1 protein-coding gene is annotated in these 268 nt (G+C 41.0%); it reads left to right on the top strand.

The window, feature by feature from the left end:
* Window positions 1-268: hypothetical protein (locus ACVCXO_RS13865; RefSeq protein WP_452230188.1), on the top strand; the 268-nt coding region annotated here is incomplete at both ends.

The following is a 268-nucleotide window of genomic DNA, read 5'->3' as shown; positions in this document are numbered from 1 at the left end:
CGATGCATCCCTTCCTATTACAACACAAGGAACAACAGTGGTAACTTGGACATATACAGATGTTAATCTGAATGCTTCCACACAAACACAAAACATAGTAATTACAGATGTTACTGCTCCTGTTGCTGATCTTGCAACTTTGACAGATGTAACCGCACAATGTGAAGTAACGACTTTAACTGCACCAACGGCAACAGATAATTGTGGTGGAACGGTAGCTGTTACCAACGATGCATCACTTCCTATTACAACACAAGGAACAACAGTC

The organism is Lacinutrix sp. MEBiC02404, from assembly GCF_053601575.1.
The sequence above is the reverse complement of the archived record's forward strand: the minus strand, read 5'-3'. Positions and strand labels throughout refer to the sequence as shown.